General features: G+C 50.2%; 18 protein-coding genes. 15 read left to right on the forward strand and 3 right to left on the reverse strand.

What is annotated here, in order from left to right; all coding sequences use genetic code 11:
• Nucleotides 1–12: 12 nt before the first annotated feature.
• Both GSQ70_RS19220 and GSQ70_RS19225 read right to left on the reverse strand, forming a co-directional pair.
• Nucleotides 13–624 carry an inorganic diphosphatase gene (locus GSQ70_RS19220; protein ID WP_158784033.1) on the reverse strand — a complete coding sequence of 204 codons (612 nt, stop codon included), beginning with the start codon at nt 622–624 and terminating at the stop codon, nt 13–15.
• 116 nt (nt 625–740) lie between these two features.
• Nucleotides 741–2255 carry a GntR family transcriptional regulator gene (locus GSQ70_RS19225; RefSeq protein ID WP_158784034.1) on the reverse strand — a complete coding sequence of 505 codons (1515 nt, stop codon included), beginning with the start codon at nt 2253–2255 and terminating at the stop codon, nt 741–743.
• Between the two features lie 399 nt (nt 2256–2654).
• Here GSQ70_RS19225 and GSQ70_RS19230 point away from each other — a divergent pair, with 399 nt between their 5' ends.
• The 15 genes from GSQ70_RS19230 to GSQ70_RS19300 all read left to right on the forward strand — a co-directional run bounded on the left by GSQ70_RS19230 (nt 2655) and on the right by GSQ70_RS19300 (nt 14196).
• On the forward strand, nt 2655–2903 hold the full coding sequence (locus GSQ70_RS19230; RefSeq protein ID WP_158784035.1) for a Flp family type IVb pilin: 249 nt from the start codon (nt 2655–2657) through the stop codon (nt 2901–2903).
• Between the two features lie 49 nt (nt 2904–2952).
• Nucleotides 2953–3387, forward strand: a complete 435-nt coding sequence (locus GSQ70_RS19235; protein ID WP_158784036.1) for a prepilin peptidase — start codon at nt 2953–2955, stop codon at nt 3385–3387.
• Complete coding sequence (locus GSQ70_RS19240; protein ID WP_158784037.1) at nt 3384–4142, forward strand: hypothetical protein; 759 nt, start codon at nt 3384–3386, stop codon at nt 4140–4142. The genes GSQ70_RS19235 and GSQ70_RS19240 overlap by 4 nt, the downstream gene beginning before the upstream one ends.
• Nucleotides 4139–5473 (forward strand): type II and III secretion system protein family protein, encoded by a 1335-nt coding sequence (locus GSQ70_RS19245; protein ID WP_158784038.1) that lies wholly within the window; start codon nt 4139–4141, stop codon nt 5471–5473. The genes GSQ70_RS19240 and GSQ70_RS19245 overlap by 4 nt, the downstream gene beginning before the upstream one ends.
• 11 nt (nt 5474–5484) lie before the next feature.
• Nucleotides 5485–5928 carry a hypothetical protein gene (locus GSQ70_RS19250; RefSeq protein WP_158784039.1) on the forward strand — a complete coding sequence of 148 codons (444 nt, stop codon included), beginning with the start codon at nt 5485–5487 and terminating at the stop codon, nt 5926–5928.
• Nucleotides 5929–5948: 20 nt separating this feature from the next.
• The gene (locus GSQ70_RS19255) at nt 5949–7076 is read left to right on the forward strand and encodes a hypothetical protein (protein ID WP_158784040.1); all 1128 of its coding nucleotides are present in this window, start codon (nt 5949–5951) and stop codon (nt 7074–7076) included.
• Between the two features lie 3 nt (nt 7077–7079).
• On the forward strand, nt 7080–8348 hold the full coding sequence (locus tag GSQ70_RS19260; protein WP_158784041.1) for a CpaF family protein: 1269 nt from the start codon (nt 7080–7082) through the stop codon (nt 8346–8348).
• Between the two features lie 2 nt (nt 8349–8350).
• The gene (locus GSQ70_RS19265) at nt 8351–9283 is read left to right on the forward strand and encodes a type II secretion system F family protein (RefSeq protein WP_158784042.1); all 933 of its coding nucleotides are present in this window, start codon (nt 8351–8353) and stop codon (nt 9281–9283) included.
• 4 nt (nt 9284–9287) lie between these two features.
• On the forward strand, nt 9288–10139 hold the full coding sequence (locus tag GSQ70_RS19270) for a type II secretion system F family protein (protein ID WP_158784043.1): 852 nt from the start codon (nt 9288–9290) through the stop codon (nt 10137–10139).
• Nucleotides 10132–10893 carry a tetratricopeptide repeat protein gene (locus tag GSQ70_RS19275; protein ID WP_158784044.1) on the forward strand — a complete coding sequence of 254 codons (762 nt, stop codon included), beginning with the start codon at nt 10132–10134 and terminating at the stop codon, nt 10891–10893. Before GSQ70_RS19270 ends, GSQ70_RS19275 begins: the two co-directional genes overlap by 8 nt.
• Nucleotides 10894–10946: 53 nt before the next feature.
• Entirely contained in the window at nt 10947–11492 is a 546-nt protein-coding gene (locus GSQ70_RS19280) for a TadE/TadG family type IV pilus assembly protein (protein ID WP_158784045.1), read from the forward strand.
• On the forward strand, nt 11455–12051 hold the full coding sequence (gene tadF / locus GSQ70_RS19285) for a tight adherence pilus pseudopilin TadF (RefSeq protein WP_158784046.1): 597 nt from the start codon (nt 11455–11457) through the stop codon (nt 12049–12051). The genes GSQ70_RS19280 and tadF overlap by 38 nt, the downstream gene beginning before the upstream one ends.
• Before the next feature lie 86 nt (nt 12052–12137).
• Nucleotides 12138–12524, forward strand: a complete 387-nt coding sequence (locus GSQ70_RS19290) for a hypothetical protein (RefSeq protein WP_158784047.1) — start codon at nt 12138–12140, stop codon at nt 12522–12524.
• Nucleotides 12515–13327: a TadE/TadG family type IV pilus assembly protein gene (locus GSQ70_RS19295; RefSeq protein ID WP_158784048.1), complete on the forward strand. Its 813-nt coding sequence runs from the start codon at nt 12515–12517 to the stop codon at nt 13325–13327. Before GSQ70_RS19290 ends, GSQ70_RS19295 begins: the two co-directional genes overlap by 10 nt.
• 200 nt (nt 13328–13527) lie before the next feature.
• Entirely contained in the window at nt 13528–14196 is a 669-nt protein-coding gene (locus GSQ70_RS19300; protein ID WP_158784049.1) for a hypothetical protein, read from the forward strand.
• 79 nt (nt 14197–14275) lie between these two features.
• Here GSQ70_RS19300 and queD read toward each other — a convergent pair whose 3' ends face one another.
• Nucleotides 14276–14635 (reverse strand): 6-carboxytetrahydropterin synthase QueD, encoded by a 360-nt coding sequence (gene queD, locus GSQ70_RS19305; protein ID WP_158784050.1) that lies wholly within the window; start codon nt 14633–14635, stop codon nt 14276–14278.
• Between the last annotated feature and the right edge of the window lie 282 nt (nt 14636–14917).

Below are 14917 nucleotides of genomic sequence, written 5' to 3' on the forward strand. Positions count from 1 at the left end.
GCCGTCGGTGAATTATTCTGCTTTACCCGCCTTTGCCTTGTACGCTTCGAACGCCGATTTAATCTCGGTTTTTGCCGCGGCGTCGTCGTTAAACCCGTTCAGTTCCACCTTCTTACGGCCATCCGGCAGCTGCTTGTAGACGCGGAAAAAGGCCTGCAGACGCTCCTGCTCCAGTTTCGGCAGATCGCTGACCGTTTTGATTTCATCGTAAGTCGGGTCGATTTTGCTGGCCGGAACGGCAACGATCTTGTCATCAGATTCGCCGCCATCAATCATTTTCAGTACGCCAATCGGGCGCAGTTTGATCAGTGTGCCGGGTGCCATTGGCGCACGGGTGTAGAAAATCACATCCAGCGGATCGCCATCGCCGCCCAGCGACTGAGTCAGAGAGCCGTAGTTGGCCGGATAGGCCACCGGCATGGACTGGAAACGATCGGCAACGATAAAACCGGTTTTGGCGTCGGTTTCATATTTGATGATGCCGCCCGCCGGAATTTCAGTAAGCGCATAAAACTCGTCAGGATTGTTTTCAGGCTGAGGAAAATCCAGGATATTCATTGCACTGACCTGCGAAGAGGCCGCCAGAAGTAACGCAACAGCAGAAATTTTACATAACGGATTCATTGTTGATTCTCTCGATCTTTAATGAAGGAGCCCACAACGTAGAGTAAATATGTGACAGTAAAATTTCTGCTGAGCAAAGCGAGCCGGATTGCCCGGCCCGTGGAGGTTAGGTCCGGTTAGTTCGGAACCGGGCTGGAGTCAGATTCCGGTGCCTGGCCTGCGCCGGAAGCTGATTTCGGACCGGTGTCGGTGGCCTGTTGGGGGAGCGCTTTACGCTGTTTGCGGTTCGCTGGCGAGTTGTGGGTCAGCAGCAGTTGATTAATATGTTCAATTTCCGAAACGGACAGGGAGCCAACCGGGTAGATATAGCGGCGTAGCCCGCTGCCAGGCTCCGGGTTCTGGCAGAACAGCGCCAGGGGAAACAAAACTTTATTTTTCAGCTCGTCCGGCAAAGCCCGTTCTTTAGTGGCAAAACTGAAATACCCGGAATGCATCAATCCCCAGATATCAACCTGCGGACAGACCTTCTTAAGCCCGGCGACGGCCAGCTCAAATTTGATCTGCCGTAGCCGTAACGTATTGGCCAGATACTTCATCAGATGGCTTGAACCCAACATGCCGCTGAGTATCTGGCGATTGAGCTGGTTGTTTTCACTGGCCAGCAGGAGTGAAAGCTGTCGCAGAGGGGATCTCAGGGCCGGAGGGAGCAGCAGGACGCTGAGGCTGGCAGCATTGCCAGTCAGTTCGGCAAGATTATAAAGATAGATGATGTTGGGCACAGGATAGATTTCCGACAGTGGTGGGATGATTTCCCGGCCAAAGCCCAGCATAAAGCAGGCATCATTTTCGATAATCAGGCTGTTGTGATGTCGGCTCCACTCCAGCAGAAGTTTGCGATTCTCCGTGCTCATCTTTGCCCCGGAAGGGAAATTATTCGACGGGGTGGTATAAATAAAATCGACCCGAGTGTCAGGGAAAGAGGCCACGTCCAGCCCCTCTTTTCCCACTCTGACCCAAAAGATTTCGTACCCCAGGGAAGTAAAAAGCTGCAGAACCCAGGGGGAAGTAGGATCGCCCAGAATGATACTGGGGCGTTTTTTTAGCGACTTGCCGTAATGAGCTATTACCGCCAGTGCCTCCTGTTGGCCCGGCATGATCATTATATTTTCAGGTACCACACGGGTTCCTCTGACAATCTTGATATAACGGGTAAGATTTTTTTTAAGATCCCGGTCAACTTTGGCATCTTCATTTCGCTGCTGGAATTTATCTTTACTGGCATTAAAGTTGGTAAACCACTTTCTGATAAAGTGGCGCGAAAGCGTCGCGTTACTGTCCGTCATCAGTTTTTTTGCGATCGATATCAGGTCCGGTGTGGAGACCGGGTTTTCTTCTGCCTTACGCATCGCCGCCGTTTCTTCGGCCGCCTGGGCTCTGGCCTCTCTTGTGCCTTTCAGCTCGCCAAGCACTACATAACAGCTTCTTTCCCGCCCTTCAATAAATCCCAGGCTCTCCAGCTCCTTATAGGCAACGAGGACTGTATTACGTGAGAGATGATAGCGTTCACTCATATTGCGTATTGATGGCATAAAGTCGCCGTTGCTCAGGATCCCGCTGAATATCATTCTGATAATGTTCTCGATCAACATATCCTTGCTGTTAACTTCCTGAATGTTATCAATAGCACTCATAAATCCTCCATTTCTGTGAGTAACCTTTTTTTCAAAACAGGCGAAAGTATTATTATTTTTATCGACTGCAAGCTGTGCTTATTAAGGTTAATGTGTTATTAAAACAATTAATTGTTTCCAGTTACGATCTTTCTGATAAATAAACCGTAAAGTAAGAACACTTCCCGAAAAGACTACTATATTCATTTTAAGCGGCATAGCTATACTCTATTAGGATTTTTTTGATTTTTTATCGTGGGCAAAGCTGTCTGGAAAAACAGATAAAACTGTCAGTAAAATAGTTGATTGCTGTCACTTCATTTTTTCTGGAAATAGATTCATATTGTTTCCAGTGCCGGGTTGTTATGCCATCCTTCACCCGCACTCTGAATAAAAAAATACTTTAAAAGGAATAATGGAATGAAAAGTGCAGTGCTCTCTTCATCAGTGAAAATACATGAATTTGTTACCTGTCTTCGTAATAAATTTGCCGAGTTTGCAGAAAAACAGGAGGGCGTAACCGCGATCGAATACGCGGTAATTGCTGTGGCGATTAGTGGGATGTTAATGGTGGTGTTCGGCTCCGGCGATGAAACGTTTATCGGTGTGGTAAAGTCTAAGTTTACTGACCTGACCAGCAATCTTAAATCAATCAATACCGGAAAATAAGAATATTATCTTTTTTTTAGAATAAATCAGTAAGCGTAGTGAGAGAATCATGCTCTGTAGTTTTTATTTGTTATTTATCTCTCTCCTTGTCCATGTTTGTTATAGCGATATCCGTTACAGAAAGATTAAAAATCTCACCACGCTTATTCTGAGCCTGCTGGCTCTGGTTGGAGGCTGGCAGTATTGGGGAAAAATACCCATTTTACCTGTCTCAATGATTCTCGTGGCCGGTTTTTTACTGAGTATCCGCGGGTATATCGGTGCCGGAGACGTGAAATTAATGGCGGGCTTATCCCTTTCTCTGGATGCAGATAACATCCTGGTGTTTATTTTCTTAACGACTCTGGCAGGTTTGCCGGTTGCGCTGATTATGCTGCTGACAAGCAGAGTGATGCGAAAACCTGAGCACAAAACGGTGCCGTATGGTGTGGCTATTGTTGGCGGCTATCTGGCAACCGTGATGTTCCTCAAGGTGACTGTATGAATCAAAGGTTGTTAGTGGCGATCGCCGTGCTGTTGCTGATGGTCGGAGGCGCCGGATTGATGCTCTCAGGGGAACCCCCTGTCGAGACGGTTGCAGTCACCCGTTTTATAGCGGCCAAAGCGTTAGAGAAAGGAGAAAGACTGGCAGAGGGAAGCTACAGCAAAGAGGTGCTTCAGCTTCCTGTATCAGAGGCTCAGCTCCGTGAACGTTTCCCGGAAGAGCTGCTGGAGTATCAGGCCAGCAATGATATTGCCTCAGGCGCAGAACTGACCAGCAGCAATATTCAACTGTTGGAGCTGAGGGGCGTTGCTTTGCAGAAGGGCTATGTCATTTTTCCGGTGGCCGTGCGGTCAGCGGATACCTTTCTGCTGAGCCAGCTGAAAAAAGGTGATGAGGTGGATATCTGTCTGCGTTATTTCATTACGCCTACGGACCGTGAAGACAAGCGCTACACCGTTGTCGACAGGGCAGGAAAGACTCTGGTTAACGGTGCCGCAAAAATGGTGAAGCTGGTGAGTTCCCGACGTTTTTTTTCCCTTTCTGAGAATGAAGTCAGCCAGGAGATCAACGGTAAAACAGTCGCCGTCAGGCTGGTTGGTGTGGAACTTGAGAGAGACGATATTGCCGCACTTTATGCTGTTAAACACCTGGGGGAGGCGCTGGTGTTCCCCGTAAATGCCTCACCGGGTAACAGGGCTGTGCAGGCTCGGATCCCCGAGATGATCACTGAAATAAGGGGGGGATTAAGAAAATGAACGAGCGTAGCTGGCTGGTAACAATCTTGCGGATACTGCTGATAGGGCTGCTGTTGTCCCTGCTTTCGTTTCAGGGCAGGGCGGAGACCTACTACATGCAAAAAGGTGCCGCCAGAACCCTCAGAATGAAGGAGTCGGTGGAGACGGTATTTACCTCGAACCCTGAGGTAGTTGATTACCAGGTGATTAACGACCGGGAAGTGGTTATCTACGGCCTGTCCAACGGGCGGGGTGACATTTTACTGGTGCAGGGCGGGAAAACCCGCACGATCAGCGTACTGGTGGATCCGCTGATCGGCCAGTTGAATCAGTTGGTGCAGGATGAATTTCCCGGCAGCAAAATCGAGCTGAAAAAAGTCGGCGACGGCTATATCCTGGCTGGCACTGCGGCTGATGAAGAGAGCCGTGAAGCTATCCATCAGGTGGTGGGAGAGGCACTGGGTCTCGAACGGGAGGTGTTAAAAACCACGCTAAAAATGGGCGGGGACAGCAGCCAGGAGGAAATTGAGCTGAAGCAAATGAACTACATCAGCTTTAAGAAATTGCAAAATCGCCTGACTTTGCCGATGTCCAACCAGGTTAACGTGAAAATTACCCTGGTGGAAATCAACAAAAATTATTCCGACAGCCTCGGTATTGACTGGAGTGCGGCCAGTGAGGTCGGTGATTTCATCCTTAACCAGTTTAAGTTCAATGCCGGAAGTTTGATTAACGTCATCCATGCGCTGGGGAATGAATCGTTGGCCCGCATCCTCGCGGAACCTAATCTCTCAGTCCTGTCCGGGGAAACGGCAGATTTCCTGGTGGGTGGCGAGGTGCCTGTTGTGACCCGCACGCTGGATGGGACCGAAGTCAGTTACAAAGAGTTCGGCATAAAAATGTTTGTCGCCGCTAAGGTGGAAAGCAGCCAGAAAGTCAGACTGACGCTGAGCCAGGAGGTCAGCTCGCTGGATGGCTCGATTTTAGATATCCCGACGATGAAATCCCGTAAGGCGCGCACCACTATTGAACTGGCAGATGGCGAAAGTTTTGTGCTGGCTGGTCTGCTTAGCGAAACCGAGAGAGAATCGTTGTCAAAGGTCCCGTTTATTGGTGATGTGCCTGTATTGGGGGCATTGTTTCGTAATACCGCTGCGAAGCGCGAGCGGACTGAGCTGGTGATGATTGCCACGGTAAATCTGGTCAGGCCGATTTCTCCGCGCAACATCATGTATCCTTCCATTAATCGCAGCAGCCTGCTGGAACGCTTTTTTAATATTAATGCATTAACTCAGGATAAATCGCGGCGGGAAGTTGCGGCCTTTATGCAGGAAAGCGGCTTTATTCAATAATAGGGAACGTTATGCACCGGTTAATTCTGTTCATTCTGGCAATATTGTGGAATCAGACAACGCTGGCTGATGTATCACGGCAATATAAACTTTATAGCCAGAGTGAGGTGGATCAGGAAATTTTGTCCGCCGAGGTGATCAGCCTTTACCGCTTTATCCGCGGTCAGGTGCTGATCAGCTGGCAACGTAATGATGTGGACGCGCTGGCACAGGATTTGAAACACAAGCTGGAACAGGCGGGAATTATGACGGCAGACATTATTCTGGATAAAAATATCCAAATTAATAAGCAGGGAGGTGAGCTGCTCAGCGTCAGCCTGCACTATTATCCCCTCCCTTATGCCTGTGATTATCAGTATCAGGACTACCGTTACAAGGATTGGGATAATTTCGGTTGTGCCCTGCAGAACAATGCCCATGCCTCTTTGCTAAACAGAGATCGGATTGTTTTTTAATTACTGAACAGGGAGCGGTGATGTTGATATTTCCAGGAGCAGCAGAGAAGAAGCAGGATGAGGAGACCTCCTCGGTGGTGATTTCTCCCCGGCGGGAGGTCATTGATGAGGTCTGTGCTCAGCTTGAGGTGCGCAATCTGGGGCCGATAGTCCGACATCAGATCTCACTGGATCAGTTTGATACCGCTACGATTGAGGGGGGTATTAAATACCTGATTTTTGATAGCGGTACGGCGGAAGAGTGCGAAGGTTTTATCAATAAAATCGGCTTTTTTTTATCGAAGGAGTCCGTTTGTATCGCCATCGGCAGCAGCGATTCTCTGCTGCTGGCGGCTCGCTACCAGGCACAGGGGATCTCCTACGTTTACTATCATCCTGAGCAGATGAAAAAGCTGGGGAAAATCTTCGACGATCCGGCAACCCGTGTCGAGTGGGGCAAGTCTTCCCTGAAGATTTGCATACTGGCCTGTAAAGGAGGCGTCGGCAGTTCTTCACTCAGCTATCAGCTTGCCAGCAGTCTGATCCAGCAGCGCAGCGTTTCGCTGCTGCTGGTGCAGGGCCAGGGCGGCACGCGCAATCTGGATCTGATTGCCAGAAAAGAGATCAGCAGCGATGTGACCCAACTGAAGGAAAACCTGTTCGCCCTGACCGAGCAAAGTGAGCATCTGTGGAACTTCAGCCTGCCGCTGTACGACACCTATGACTTTGTACTGTTCGACCATACGATTTTCAATGTGGGCAGCGTCGAAATCGAGAATGCCCTGCAGCATTCTCACAGCGTGGTGCTGGTGTGCAATCACGATCTGGCTTCGATCCGCAACGCAAAAAAAATCATCGACTATAACCAGCATCTTAAAAACAGCGGCAGCGGCGTGAAGCGCATTATCGTCTGCTTTAACCAGAACCAGCCGCGCGCCAACGGCATGATAAACCGGGAAGAGGTAGGTAACCTGCTGGGGCAGCAGGCCGATATCGTCATCCCTTTCATCCGTGGCCCGGGAGAGCCATCAATGCCGCTGCAGTTTACCGGCAAGCATAAAGCGGTGCTGCAAAACCTGACGGATATGACGCTGGGACGCAGCAGGCGGGAAACCTCTGCGATTTCGCTCCGAACCAGGCTGCTCGGCCTGGCTGGCAGGAGGACGTAACCGATGAACAGCCAGTACGATGAACTGACGCGGGCGATGCGCACTGCGGTTCTGCCCCGGCTTGAGCTGGACACGGTAGAGCGGTTAATCAACGACCGCACGGGACTGGTGAAAGAGATCGCTGCGGTGATTCAACAAATCAGCGTGGAGACTAATCGCTATCTGCCTTCAGAGGAAACGCAGGAGCTGGCTTCCTCGATGGCGGATGAAATCACCGGTGTTGGCCCGCTGCGCGAGCTGATGGAGGACAGCAGCGTCAGCGATATTCTGGTCAACGGCCCGGATAACATCTTTATTGAAACCGGCGGCAAGCTGGTGAAAACCAGCAAGCGATTTATTGATAACCAGCAACTGACGGAAATCGCTAAACGGCTGGTCAGTCGCGTTGGGCGACGCATTGATGAATCGCAGCCGCTGGTTGATGCGAGGATGAGCGACGGCAGCCGTCTTAACGTGGTCATTAGCCCTGTTGCACTGGATGGCACGGCGATCTCGATCCGTAAATTCAGTAAGGTCTCGCGCACGTTTGTTGACCTGGTTGGCTGGGGTACGTTGGATGAGCGGATGGCAAACTTCCTCTCTATCGCCGCTAAATGCCAGGTAAATATTGTGATTTCTGGCGGGACCGGCTCCGGGAAAACCACGCTGCTTAATGTTCTGTCACAGTACATCAACAACGATGAACGGGTGATCACCCTGGAAGATGCAGCAGAGCTGAAGCTACAGCAACCGCATGTGGTGCGGCTGGAAACACGTATGGCTGGAGTGGAGAACAGCGGCCAGGTGAACATGCGTGATTTGATGATCAACACGCTGCGTATGCGTCCGGACCGCATTATTGTCGGTGAGTGTCGGGGTGGCGAAACATTTGAAATGCTTCAGGCGATGAACACCGGCCACGATGGTTCGATGACCACACTGCATGCCAACACGCCCCGCGATGCGCTGGCGCGTATGGAAAACATGGTGATGATGGCCAATCTGAACCTGCCAGTGGAGTCGATTCGCCGCAATATCAGCTCGGCGGTGAACCTGATTATTCAGGTTTCAAGGCTGTATGACGGTTCGCGCAAGGTGACGCATATCAGCGAAATTATGGGGCAGGAGGGAGAAGTGATCACCTTACAGGATATTTTTACTTATGAAATCAATGGAGAAGGGAACGACAGCAGCGGCTCCTTTGTTACTCCCGGTTTATCCACCCGCTCTGCGGTGTACCGCAAAGCCAGAGAGCACGCCTGTGATGGCTTTCTGAAAGCGATTTTTAATTAACCATGCGCAGCTTATTTCTCTTTATCGTGGTTTTCGGCTGCCTGTGCCTGCTGACCTTATTGCAGCGTCGGCGGCTGACCAGCCGGGCGATGCTTTTTCGCGGGCGGCGTGGCAGGACGTTACAGTCTCTGCTGGGCCAGCCGCCGTCAGCGCTGGCCAGCGAGTCGGTGATGGTCAGACTTCGTCAGGCTGCGGGCAGAAAAATACGCACCTGGCTCAGCGTGCTGGAGCCGGAAAACAAGAAGGTCTTTTTTCGCAATCTGCTTATCCCCCAACTGGTCAGCGCCGGGGTGATCGCAATCAATGCAGGGTACGTAAACCTGCCGACGTTGTGGATCGCGCCACCGGTAACGCTGATCATCTTTATGGCCTGGCACGCGATGCTGGATAAAAGAAAGCGTAAGCAGTTTAACCAGAACTTTATGGAGGCACTGACCTCTGTGGGCGGAGCGGTCTCTTCCGGCCGCACCTTTGTGCAGGCGATGTCCGATTACGCCTTTATGAGCGACAGCGCACTGGGCAGGGAATTTGGCATTGTCAGCCGTCGTCTTAATCTGGGGGACAACCCCGAGCAGGTCTTCAACGAATCCTGGAAACGCTTTCCTTACCGGGAATACTATTTCTTTATCGTGGCGATCCTGCTGAATATCAACAGTGGCGGCAAGCTGAAAGAGGTACTGAATAAACTGCAACGCTCGATTTCCACCGGCGTGGCGATGGAGAAGAAAATGCTGGCGATGACATCTGAAATGCGAATGTCGACAAAAATCACCGGTGCCATCCCGTTTGTATTTTTAATTCTGCTGAGATTTATCAGCGTAGAGAACTTTGAATTTGTCCTGCATGACGAGAAAGGAAATTACATCCTCTGGTATCTGCTGGCCAGCGAGCTGACGGGTATAACCATTATTAAATTTTTGATGAGAGGGATCTGACAGCATGAAGATGCAACTGGGGATGGGGCTGCTTATTTTCGCCGGACTGGCGGTGATAGTTTACTGCATGCTGCGTCAGCAGAGAATGAAACGGCTGAATGGATTGATCAACGTGATCGGTCTGGAAAGTGGTGAAAAAACCGTCCAGCAGCTAAAAACGCATCATGAGGCTGAGTTAGTGCTGGAGAAGCAGAACGCATTGCTGACCTGGTTTCGCCGCCTCGACGGTAGCCATATTTACAAGCTGGGATTGCTGATACTGATTTTCAGTGCGGTGCTGACTGCCAACCAGCTTTTTCAGCTCGAACTGAGCCGCAGCACGCTGATGATGGCCGGCATGGTGGCGCTGGTAGCGGCGATTATTTTGCCCGGCAAGCTGCGCAGCACGCTGGTCAACCGTCGGGTCAAAAAACTCAGCATGGAGATCCCCTGGCTGGTGGACCTGCTGGCGGTGTGCGTACAGTGCGGTATGAGTCTGGAGGTGGCGTTTGCTTTTCTCAGCCAGAAAATGGCGGGTATCAATCCGGATTTTACCCCTTTTCTTGCCCGGCTGGTTAAAAGGACGGAAGTCAGTGGATTAAGTGATGCGCTTAAGCACTTTTATAACGAGGTGCCCTCACAGGAAAACCGCATGCTCTGCGCGATGTTGGTTCAGAGCCTGCAGTATGGCTCGTCAATCTATGAGCAACTGGTCACGCTTTCCCGGGAAATCCGCGAAGTGCAGATCCTGACGCTGGAAGAGAAGATCGGCAAGCTGGGGGCAAAGATGAGCGTGCCGTTGATTCTGTTCTTTATGTTTCCGGTGGTGATCATTGTTGCGGCACCCGGCGTGATGAGGATGATGGCTAATGCATAATCCTTTCAACACGCTTTGCCTCCTCTGCTCGCTGTTGCTGCTCACCGCTGGCTGCCAGCCTGTCGGCTACCGCCACGACGGCAGTAGCGGGGTGGAAAACCGTAAAATTGCTGATAAAGAGCAGCTGCTGCTCAGGACTAAAAACTATGAGAGCCTGATTGCCCTCACCCGGGATTCTTTGAAGAAGAAAGAGGATCCTGAGGTGCGGTTCCGGCTGGCGGAATATTACTTTTTGGCGGGAAATTACAACTCTTCGCTGCACTATCTGCTGGTATCGCTGAATAAAAATCCTTCACCACGGGTTTATCTGTTGCAGAGCAAGAACCTGACCGCGCAGCAAAATTATGATGCGGCGCTTAAATTTACCGACATGGTGATTCAGAAAGAGCCGGCAAATGGCGAGGCGCTGAATCTGCGTGGAGTGATCCTGGCACAAAAGGGCGACTTACCGCAGGCAATGGCCTCTTTCGAACAGGCGCGTAATGCTTTTTATCCGGAAGAGAAGGCCATCAACAATATTGCGCTGGTGCATATTGCCGATCGCCGTTATTCGCAGGCGATTCAGTTGTTGCTACCGGTCTACCTGCGCGGCTATCGCGATAACCACCTGACTCACAATCTGATCTTTGCGCTGGTGAAGGCGGGTGACCTGCGTTATGCGAAAGAGATTATCAAACGGGAAAATATTACCCGCTACCCGGACACGCTGATTGCGGCTCTGTTTGAGGTGGAAAGTAATTTGTCGTCATTGTAGAGCGTTATTCACGCTCTGACGCTGGATGAACGGTGTTCGGATCAGAGGGTATTATGCACAAGGAACAGGGCATTTTTCGCCACTCGGGGACAAGAGACTCGGACGAAGACGGTTCGCTGGTAATTGAGTTTTCGCTGGTCTTTCCTGTTTTCGTTTTTCTGGTGTTTTTCGTTTTTGAGATCTGCCGCTATCTGTTTATTTCGGCGGCGATTGACGCAACGCTCTCCTCGGCCGCCAGAACAAGTTCTTCGCAGGCCAGCACCGTGGTGGATTATAACCTTATTTTTCGCGACACCATCAGGAACGAAAGTGCGTTATGGGCCGGGTTAATTGATGCTTCGCAGCTCACTACTCACGTCAGTTTTTGCAGCTCGGTGACTCAGGCCATCGCCGACTCCTGTAGTGAGACCGCCTCGTCAGGCAAGGTGCTGGCTTATTATCAGGTTAAGTATAACTACCGGCCGTATCTTTTTAACGGCGTGATCCCAGGGACGGAAGATCTGATTGCTGCCTTACAATCTTCTTTGTCACGTCAGCTTATTTACGTACAGGAATACGAGCGTGATCAGATATTTAAAAATACGCCCCCGTCTTCATAATCTCCTGCAACTGTTCGCCATCGGAACCGGCGGTGTGGTGGCGATAGAGGCGTCGTTCATCTTTGCAGCGCTGGTGACACTTTGTATGGCTACAGTCGATTACGGCTTCTGGCTGACGCGAAAAAGCCAGGCTGAAGCGGTGAGTTATTCGCTGGTCAGCGTGCTGCGCGAAAGGCGCTATCTGTATAACGGAACGACAGCGCTCACCACGGCGCAGCTGAACCAACTGACTAAACTGGCCGAAACGCTGCTGGGCAGCAGTTCAGTCAGAAAGTTCTGCCTGACCATTGAAAGTCTGGATTTTAAAGATCAGGTGGTGAAAAAGGTCAGCACCACTATCTTGCTGACTGGTGGAGCCACTAATTGCAAGTTGCAGCCCGCCATAAAACTGACTGAGCTGACCGGACTGTCACCCTGGAGCAACCGCAGCCGCTGGATCCCGCTTTATCAGGTCACGCTGAGCGTTCCCGTCCCGAAAGGCACCTTGAGCAGTTTGTTACAGGGCGTGGGAGCACTACCTGAAAACGTGGTGGTCTCGAATATTGCGCTGCTGCGTTAGGCCAATACCGTGCGGCTACGCCAGGTCAATGTTATGCGGCATCGTCATGCAAAGATCGCCTGGCGGCGCAGGCAAAGGAGGTTGCCATGACCGTAAAAGTAATTTTTGTCTGTCTGCTGCTGATATTGCTGGCCTGCTTTACCGCTTCGGCTGGCAGGAAAACGCCGGACAACCGTGCCGAAGCGATTGTCTTTATTGATTCTGCCCATCTGGCTCAGAAAAAAATGGTGCGGGAAGTGAACCACCAGCTTTATTACAGCCGGGTGCTTCAGCGACGGGTCAATGTCACTTTTATTGATATCAACCTGAAAGGCGAGTTGTTTCACGGCCCGGCGAATTATCTGAAAGATGATGCCGGTGAGTGGGTTGAAAAATACCGGCCAAATGATATTCCCGCCATGTATTGTGTCAGAAAGGGCAGGATGACCTATAAAAAAATGGCCTCGGCCAGGGAGTTAAGATCGTGTCTGTAATCCGGGAAAAAATAAAATGGGGGCTTCATAGCGATAGTGGCGCATTGGCTCCAGCTTTCGCCATTATCCTGCCGTGCCTGCTGGCGATGATGAGTTTTGGTCTGGACAGTGTGAATTTGCTGTCGACGAAAACCCGGCTGGCCAATGCAATGGATGAAGCGGCGCTGGCCGTTTCCGCCACCGGAAAAAGTGACTTAAATAAGGACGAGTTAAAAGCCGCGCAGCTGATGGCAACAAACTATGTCCGTTATCATCTTCCCGGAATAGCCAGTGTACCCGTCATCAGTGTCTCCGGGATTAATGAGGAGATGGATGCCAATGGTTTTAAATTTACCCGCTATGAGCTGAGCGCCACACTGAAGGTGCCAATTATCTTCAACACCGGTACGCTGGCAGGTTTTGACCACGATATTGAGACCGGCAGCGGCAATCGGTTGGTGAAAAAGTTTACCTCAGTGGCGACAGATTACGTGTTTGTACTGGATTTCTCCGGTTCCATGCAGGGAACAAGACTGAACGATCTTAAGGCCGTCGTAAAAGAGATCAGCCAGTTCGCTCTTGAGAATAATGAAAAAACGCAAATAGCGCTGGTGCCCTTCAGTATCGGTGTCCCGGTGAAGTTATCCGGTAAGAATGAGCGTGGCGGCGAACGGGTTGGCTGCTCGGTATTGTTCGTCCCTAAGGAAAATTATAATATTAATTATGCGTTCTGGGCAGATAAGCAGATTCAGAACCCTGATTACTACACGCTGAATAGTATTATTTACAATATGGATCTTTATCGTTACCGCTATTATATCTAGTATGTTAAACCCGCCATTCCAGCAATGACGGAACCTGCCGTTCTCAGCAAATGGTGCGTGAGAAACAGTATTTATGGTAGCAGCACCGGAAAATATCTGTATTCCTGTAAAACGGAAGGCTATCCAGACAGCGATATTTATTCTGAACGCTCGAAGTTAATTATTTCTAAAGAGTACCAGAGTACCAGAGTGCCTGGCTGGTGAAAAAGTACCATGATAATTACGGGACGATTTTTAATGATTATGTCACAGATTATCAGGCGACATTGCAGGAGATGTTCAGCGATAAGGCTGTGATTACCTTTCCACTGGAATGGACAGCTATGGTTAAGGATAAAGATCATACCTATAACAGGCCCTATTCAGCTATGTGTTTAAATGGTGGATGGTTCAGGCATGTCAGCAATAATGACTTAAGTCGCAGTAGTGCTCGCTCCTGGCTGGTTGAACTCACCAGTGATATAAGTGTGCTGGACCAGTTTCAGGATATGCAGGCATATGGTAATACACAGATCAGTTCCGGACTGATTCGCTCCGTTCCCGTGATGATGAAGGGAAGTAATAAGCGCAAGGTTTTTATTTTAATTTCTGATGGAGAAGATAACTCGGGGAAAAACGTGACTCAGAATTTTTTAAAGCAATATCACCTTTGTGATAAAATTAAAAAAGGGGTTGCCGAGAAATCTGGAATCAGTAATACGAGGGTTGAAATGTACTATATTTCGGTAACCAGTGCTGCCACAAGAGTCAAAGAATGGGCCGATAATTGCGTGGGAGAAGCGAATGCTAAAACATCCACTACTCGTGAGGCGTTAATTAAAGAGATCAAAGGAATAATGGCAGATGAAACCGGACATTTCGCCAGCTAAAGCCCCGGTATCCCGCCCACTCTGCCAGTATAAGTGCTCATACTGGCAGCGTCGCCAGCCATCATCAGGCTGACCAGGCTCAGCCCTTATACACACAGCCCGCAGTACAGGTCTCTTTAATCATTACCGCGCTCAGCAGCGGGAGCTTCGGCTTCATCTGGTCCCAAATCCACTTAGCCAGCACTTCGCTGGTCGGATTCTCCAGGCCCGGGATCTCATTCAGATAGTAGTGATCCAGGCGGTCGTAAACCGGCTTAAAGGCCGCTTTCAGCTCGGCAAAATCCATGATCCAACCGGTATGCGCATCCACTTCGCCGGTAATTTCGAGCCGCACCAGGAAGGAGTGCCCGTGCAGGCGGCCGCATTTGTGCCCGGCCGGTACGTTAGGCAGATGGTGAGCGGCCTCGAACATGAAATCTTTAAACAGCGTGGTAGCCATAGGACAGGTCTCAGTGATTGCTTGAAAAAACCGGCGAAGTCTACCGGAAAAACCCTTTTTTCGCACCCGTTTCACTGTACTTTCCTGCAGGTTCGGCAGGAATGAAAAGTGAACAGTTGTAACTGGCTGATTTTTGGTTATTTAATTAACCTGTTTTGCCACTATGCCTTAGTTGTAAAAGCGTTTAGTCATTTTGGTTATTTATTATTACCAACCCTTATTTAAGGGTTATTATCCCAATCGTTACCCTGTCTCTATCTTACTGACTTTTGGCCCCAGAGC

Origin of the sequence: Pantoea sp. BAV 3049 (assembly GCF_009765445.1) — a bacterium.
Taxonomy (GTDB): domain Bacteria; phylum Pseudomonadota; class Gammaproteobacteria; order Enterobacterales; family Enterobacteriaceae; genus Erwinia.